The organism is Escherichia sp. KCJ4928, assembly GCF_004352695.1.
GTDB lineage: Bacteria > Pseudomonadota > Gammaproteobacteria > Enterobacterales > Enterobacteriaceae > ECMA0423.
The window spans coordinates 41,859-47,927 of the sequence record NZ_SJWV01000014.1; the positions used below are offsets into that span (position 1 = coordinate 41,859).

Annotated in this window: 4 protein-coding genes; all 4 read right to left on the minus strand. The window is 54.8% G+C overall.

What is annotated here, in order from left to right; translation table 11 throughout:
* Window positions 1-12 precede the first annotated feature (12 nt).
* From fhuB to fhuA, 4 genes are read right to left on the minus strand one after another with little or no spacing between them, the layout of a single operon-like run.
* On the minus strand, window positions 13-1,995 hold the full coding sequence (fhuB, locus tag E0D98_RS04155; RefSeq protein ID WP_131890520.1) for a Fe(3+)-hydroxamate ABC transporter permease FhuB: 1,983 nt from the start codon (window positions 1,993-1,995) through the stop codon (window positions 13-15).
* Complete coding sequence (gene fhuD / locus E0D98_RS04160) at window positions 1,992-2,882, minus strand: Fe(3+)-hydroxamate ABC transporter substrate-binding protein FhuD (RefSeq protein ID WP_050877046.1); 891 nt, start codon at window positions 2,880-2,882, stop codon at window positions 1,992-1,994. Before fhuD ends, fhuB begins: the two co-directional genes overlap by 4 nt.
* Window positions 2,882-3,679, minus strand: a complete 798-nt coding sequence (gene fhuC, locus E0D98_RS04165; RefSeq protein WP_001158929.1) for a Fe3+-hydroxamate ABC transporter ATP-binding protein FhuC — start codon at window positions 3,677-3,679, stop codon at window positions 2,882-2,884. Before fhuC ends, fhuD begins: the two co-directional genes overlap by 1 nt.
* A 50-nt stretch (window positions 3,680-3,729) precedes the next feature.
* On the minus strand, window positions 3,730-5,973 hold the full coding sequence (fhuA, locus tag E0D98_RS04170; RefSeq protein WP_000124438.1) for a ferrichrome porin FhuA: 2,244 nt from the start codon (window positions 5,971-5,973) through the stop codon (window positions 3,730-3,732).
* Window positions 5,974-6,069 lie beyond the last annotated feature (96 nt).

Here is a 6,069-nt window from a genome sequence, read left to right on the forward strand (position 1 = left end):
CGAGGCATTCAATTAACGGCTCTGCTTTCTCAACAAATAGATAAAATATGGCGCGCCGATAAAGGTTGACAGCAGCCCCGCCGGGATCTGGAATGGAAACAGCACCATCCGCCCACACCAGTCAGCGAACACCAGCAGTAAACCACCCACCAGCGCCGAAATTACGATGTGCGGCATCGTCCGTCGAAAGCCCATCATCCGCGCAATATGCGGTGCCATTAAACCAACAAAACTCAACGGTCCAATAGTCATCGTCGCGGTCGCCGTCAGGCAAGCCGCTAACAGCAGCAGCGCAATTCGCGTCGGCGTTAGCGCCATTCCTACGGCTCGGGCGGTATCACCACCCAGCGGTAAAATGGTCAGCCAGCGGCGGCACAGCGGGGTAATCGCCAGCAAAATCACCATCACAATTCCGGTGCGCCAGACCTGCGCATCGGTCGCGTTGTAGGTCGAACCGGAAATCCAGGTCAGCACTTGCGCCATTCGCGGGTCACCACTTGCCTGCAACATCATCAAAAGCATGGTGAACGCGGTACTTAACGCCATCCCCGCCAGTAACATGCGGTGTGGGGAAAATCCACCGCGTCCGGCGGAGATCATAATGATCAACAGCGTCACCGCCGCCCCGAGACTGCCTGCAGGTAACAGCCAGCCAAAGGCATTACCCGGCACCAGAAACAGCATCAACACCACGCCAAACGCTGCGCCAGAGCTAATCCCCAGCACTTCCGGGCTTGCCATCGGGTTTCCGGTCAGCCGCTGAATAATACAGCCCGCCACCGCCAGCATGACGCCCGCAAACAGCGCCGCCATAATTCGCGGCCAGCGCCAGGGCATCAAATCCTCAAGCAACGCCCCGCTCGCCCACGTCCAGCCGTGCGCATCACGACCAAACGACAGCGCCACTACCACAGCCATCAACAGCAGCACGCCGCCCGCGAGGACAAACGCCAGCACATGTTGGCGTTCAGTCGCGACACGATCGTTGACCTTCATATCCGGCGCGCTAATGCTCCGTAAACGCGGCAGCAGCCACAGTAGCAGCGGCGCACCGATCAACGCAGTGACCGAACCGGTGGACACTTCCATCCACACGCGAGTCAGCCAGAGGATGATTTGATCAGAAAGCCACAGAATTAACGCACCAATCAGCGACGCCAGCATCAACCGTGGCAACAAACGCCGCGCCCCCAGCATTTTTGCCAGCAGTGGCGCGAACAACCCGATAAAGCCGATAATCCCCACAGCGTTCACCAGCAGCGCACTGATGACAATCGCCAGCGACAGCGCTGCCAGACGCGCGAGCGACAAGGCCAGCCCGAGATTGCGCGCCACGCCATCATCAAGCCCCATCAGGGTTAACGGGCGAAGTAGCAATAACGTCAACATCACGCCGCCCAGCAACTGCGGCCATAAACGCTCAACGCCGCCCCAGTCGGTTTGCGTCAGCGTTCCGGTGCTCCACAGGAACATGCTTTGCAGCTGGTCGTGATGGAAGATAACCAGTAGCTGATTAATTGCCCCACAATAAAGGCTCACCACCAGCCCCGCGAGAATAAGCGTAACCGGCGAAAGCCGTTTCCCCCACGCGACGCCAAAGACGATTAAGCCAACGACACAAGCGCCCACCAGTGCGGCAAACTGGCTCGCCATAGCACCTGGGATCGCCCAAAGTGTGGTGACGGTAATTCCCAGTTGCGCGCCTGTAGCAACGCCAAGTGTCGTCGGTTCCGCCAGCGGATTACGCAGCACTTGCTGAAACAGCACGCCCACCAGCCCCAGGCCTGCGCCCACCAGCAGCGAAATCGCCAGACGCGGCAACAAGCTGTAGTGAAAAATCATCTGCTCGATGACGTCAATATCCGGCGACCAGGCGGCCTGCGCCCACTGACTGCGCGGCAGCGCCTGTGAGAAGTTCATCCAGGTTAGCGCCGTAGCGACAATCACTAACAGCGCCAGCAATAACGCCGGGAAAAGCGCAATTCGTTTACTCACGCTTTACCTCCGATGGCGTTATCCAGAACACGCACAAAGTGCATTGCCGAAAGCGTCGCACCATAAAACCAGACTGCAGGTACGCGCTGAAAGCGTCCGGCGCGGACAAACGGCATGGCCTGCCACAGCGGGGTTGCCATTAGCGCATCCATGTCTTTGCTGTTGTCGTGATCAAAACAGAGCATATCAACGTCTTTATACGCCGCCAGACGATCGATACTGACGGCGGTACTGCCCCAGAAGTTGGTTTCCCCTTGCCAGGCATTTGGGATGCCGTACTCATCGAGAATTTCCTGGAACAAGCTGTTTGGACCGAAGACCAGCATATGGCGCGGATCGATAAGCGTCGTCAGCAGTAACGGGCGTGCACCACGCTTCACAAAGCGGGGTTTCATGCTGCGGATAAAGTCTTCATAGTGCGCTAAATGCGTTTCTGCTGCGCTTTGCAGGTTAAGTAAATCTGCCATTTCCGTCAGCGATTTACGCGCCATCGCCAACGGCTGTTTGCCGTCACTGAAGTTAAATCCGCGACCCGGCGCAATACGTGCCAGCATTTCTGGTGAAGGGCCATATCCTGCCGACCAGACCATAAACGACGGTTTCATTTCGGTCAGCAGTTCAAGGTTAGGTTCTGTACGCAAACCGACGTCAATCACTGAGTCCGGCAATGGTGGTTCGCTGACCCACAGGCGATAGTTGATGGTATCCGCCACGCCGTAAGGCACGATGCCGAGCGCCAGCAGTAATTCCACCGGCAACCACTCCAGCGCCACAATACGATTGGGGTCAATAGCCGCCGCGTGGGCGGTATTCATCTGCCATAACAACGGAGAAAGCGCCATCGCCGTTAACAGTCGACGGCGCGAAATAAGAGGTAAGCCGCTCATCAATAAACAAAACTCACAGGTGCAGCACCCGCCGGATGCGGCAAAATACCCATCGGGATGCCATAAATCATTTCGAGGGTTTCGCCGCGCATAATTTCCGCAGGCGTTCCCTGAGCAATCATTTCACCGCCGCGCAGGGCGACCAGATAATCACAGTAGCGTGCCGCCATATTGATATCGTGCAACACAGCAATGACCGTCAGGCCACGCTCCTGACTTAAACGGTGCACCAGCGCCAGCACATCAACCTGGTGGGCGATATCCAGCGCCGAGGTCGGTTCGTCGAGCAACAGACAACGGCTATCCTGCGCCACCAGCATGGCGATCCACGCCCGCTGACGTTCGCCGCCAGAGAGACTATCGACCAGCCGATGCGCCAGCGGTTTTAAGCCAACCAGCGAGATAGCTTCCTCGACTTTTTCGCGATCTGCCGCCCCAAAGCGCCCCAGCGCGCCATGCCACGGGTAACGACCAATCGCCACCAGTTCACGCACGGTCATCCCTTCTGCCGGAGGAAGCTGCTGCGGCAAATAAGCCACTTTGCGGGCAAACGCTTTGCTGCTCCAGCTTTCCAGCGGTTGGGCATCAAGAAGAATCTCCCCTTCCGACGGCGGCTGATGACGGCCAAGCATTTTGAGCAGAGTGGATTTACCAGAACCGTTGTGACCAATCAGACCGGTCACTTTCCCGGCAGGAAAGGTTAACGACAGCGGATGCAAAAGCGTGCGCCCGGGCACACGAAAGGAGATATTACGCAGTGCAAAAGTGGTATCGGAATGATTCGTGTATTCCTGCATAACAGCCAACTTGTGAAATGGGCACGGAAATCCGTGCCCCAAAAGAGAAATTAGAAACGGAAGGTTGCGGTTGCAACGACCTGACGTTCTGCGCCCCAGAAGCAGCCATAAGTGTTAAAGCAGCTGGCGACGTATTCACGATCGAACAGGTTGTTAACATGCAGCGCCACGTTGGAGCCAGCCATGCCGACTCGCGCCAGATCATAACGTACTAACGCATCCACGACCGTATAACTTCCCACTTTAAAGGAGTTAGCCGGATCACCATAGCTGGAGCCAGTATAACGACCACCGGTGCCCAGCGTCAGACCTGAAAGCGGACCGTCAAAGAAGGTATAGTCAGCCCACAGCGAAGCCATGTGTTTTGGCACCTGTGCAGGCGTATTGCCTTTATAGGTAGTATCGGTGGTGTATTCCGCATCGGTGTAAGTATAAGAACCGACTACGTTAACACTCGCCGACAGCGCCGCTTTCGCTTCGATTTCTACGCCACGTGCGCGGATCTCGCCACCTTCAACCGAGAAGAAGGAACCCTCAGGGTCCGCCATCAGGTTGTTGGTTTTAGTGAGATTATACACGGCACCAGTAACTACAATCGGACGATCTTCCGGTACATATTTCACGCCGACTTCATACTGCTTACCTTTAGACGGTGCGAAAATATTACCATCCTTCCCAACTTGCGAAGAAGGTTCAAACGATTCGCTATAGCTGAAGTAAGGTGTTACACCATTATCAAACAGGTAGTTAACACCACCACGCCAGGTAAACTGTTTGTCATCACGTTTATCGGTCGTCCCAGCAACGCGGTTAAGAGATTCTTGATCTGCCCAGTCATAACGACCGCCTAGGGTGACCAGCACTTTATCCCACTGCGCCTGATCCTGAACATAAACGCCCGTTTGTTTCTGTTTATTCAGAATGCGGTAAGGGCCGGAGTTTGCCGGATCTTTGGCATTGAAGTCGAAATCGGTATTCACCGGATTGTACAGATTGAGCAGTGGCACAGAGTCGTCGTAACCAAACCAGGCGTTGATGTCATTACGCATACGCATAAAGTCGACACCGGTCAGCAGGGTGTGGTCGATATCGCCAGTGGCAAACTTGCTCTGCAACTGGGTATCAACGGAGAAGTTTTGCAGCTTCTCATCATCAACGACGTATTTACGTGCCAGATAATGGCCTTTATCCGCTGGCGCTAATGCCGCACACTGTTTGCTGTAAGCATTCGCCGGATCGGAGCAGACGCCGTAACCATAAACGCTGTTTTGCGAGGTTTTGTTTTCAGCAAAGCGCAGGTTCTGACGCACAGTAAAGGTGTCGTTAAATTCGTGATCGAAGCTGTAGCCGACCATCTTCTCATTACGAGAATAGGTGTTGTTCTTCGCCCCTTCATTAAAGTCTGTCGGCAGACGCTTACCGTTCGGCAGCGGCTCAACGGTTCCCTCTTTCGGCAACCAGCCGTAATAACCGGTTTCCGGCTCGTTCTGGAAGTAAGAAAGGAAGGTAAAATTGGTTTTATCATCCGGACGCCAGGTGAACGCCGGTGCAATAGCATAACGCTGCTCTTCTGACCCTTTCTGCTGGGCATTGGCAGAACGCGCAAGACCGGTCAGGCGATAAGAGTAAACACCGTCATCATCCAACGAATCGCTAAAGTCAAAACCAGTCTGGAACAGGCTGTCAGTACCGGCTTTAAACTGAACTTCTTTCAGCGGTTCGGTGGTCGGACGCTTGCTGACCATATTCAACAGGCCGCCAGGACTGCTTTTACCGTAAAGCACGGAAACCGGGCCACGCATAATTTCAGCGCGTTCCAGCATATACGGGTCAATGACCGCATCGTTATAGAAGTTGCCCTGCAACTTCAGTCCATTCAGATAGTTATTCTGGCTTTGGCCTTCTGCCGCAAAGCCGCGAATGATCAGGTGGTCATAGGTGTTGGATGCGCCACGCGTACCAACAGAGACACCCGGCGTGTAGCTAAGCGCTTCTTTTACCGACTTCGGCTGATGCAGCGCCATCTCTTCGGCGGTCACAACAGAAATAGACTGTGGCACTTTTTGAATCGGCGTATCGGTTTTAGTGCCGGTAGCAGACTGTCGCGCCGCAATAGTTGCAGCAGGCCCCCATGCGCTTTCTTGCGGCGCAGGTGCAGCGGTAACGGTGATAGTGTCTTCTTTCGGTTCAACCGCTGCCTGTGCATAAACAGACATGCCGCTAACCGCTGTGGCTACTACAACTGCGATTTTACGCAGTGAGTGTTTTGGCTGAGCAGTTTTGGAACGCGCCATTGGTATATCTCTGATGTAAAGTGAATGATAACGTAAACGAGAATGATTATTATAAAGATAAGATAATATTCGAAACGCTGGCGGGTTCGCAAGCGG

Bases quoted from the DNA above. Each gene is read 5' to 3' on its own strand.
- fhuD (WP_050877046.1), bottom strand. From the start codon at position 2,882: ATGAGCGGCTTACCTCTTATTTCGCGCCGTCGACTGTTAACGGCGATG.
- fhuC (WP_001158929.1), bottom strand. From the start codon at position 3,679: ATGCAGGAATACACGAATCATTCCGATACCACTTTTGCACTGCGTAAT.
- fhuA (WP_000124438.1), bottom strand. From the start codon at position 5,973: ATGGCGCGTTCCAAAACTGCTCAGCCAAAACACTCACTGCGTAAAATC.